Source organism: Actinotignum sp. usb-actsch-213 (assembly GCF_059085665.1).
Window position 1 is genome coordinate 1 of record NZ_JBHNSQ010000023.1, and the last position, 762, is coordinate 762.

At 60.1% G+C, this 762-nt stretch carries 1 protein-coding gene; it reads left to right on the top strand.

Features of this window, described 5'->3' with window-relative positions; genetic code table 11:
• Positions 1–235: 235 nt before the first annotated feature.
• Positions 236–762, top strand: a 527-nt coding sequence (locus tag AC5RK6_RS01490) for a glycogen/starch/alpha-glucan phosphorylase (RefSeq protein WP_493926318.1), incomplete at its 3' end; no start/stop codon positions are given.

The window sequence follows — 762 nt, forward strand, 5'->3', positions numbered from 1 at the left end:
CCCGTGCCGCTGTGCGGCTACCGTGCCGCCGCCATTGGACAGCCGGCTGCCGACCGTAGGTCACCGGGCGACCGCCGTATGGCCGCGCCCCGTTGAGCCTCAGCCCCGGGCTAACGTCCCGCTTTACTACACAATAATAACCGCCACAGCCCGCCGCGGGCATCTTTGCACATTTTCAGAAAGTTTCTCAGCTAAGGTAGAGGAGGCACGTGCCCGAATATTTTCGAGGAGCAAAATGTCTGAACTGACTCAACCACTCGGGGCTTTTACCCGTTCGGTATCCGGTGTCTCGACCTCCGGATCCTCCCTGCGCGATTACTGGGAGGGGCTGTCCGAGCTCACCATGAGCCGGCTGGCCGATAACTGGGAAGCTACCACTAAGAAATACCGGGAGGGTCAGCGCGCCAGCTACTTCTCCGCGGAATTCCTCATGGGGCGCGCACTCCTGAATAATCTCGTCAACCTTGGCCTGGTGGACGATGCCCGCAAGGCCCTGGAAGATTACGGCCTCAACCTCACCGATGTGCTCGATGAAGAACCCGATGCCGCGCTCGGTAACGGTGGCCTGGGGCGCTTGGCCGCCTGTTTCATGGATTCGTGCGCTACCCTGAATTTCCCCGTGGTCGGCTACGGGATCCTCTACCGCTACGGCCTGTTCAAGCAGAGCTTCGTGGATGGTTTCCAGAAGGAAGAACCCGATCCGTGGATGGAAAACGGTTCGCCTTTCGTGGTGCGCCGGGATAGTGAATCCAAGCACGTGAA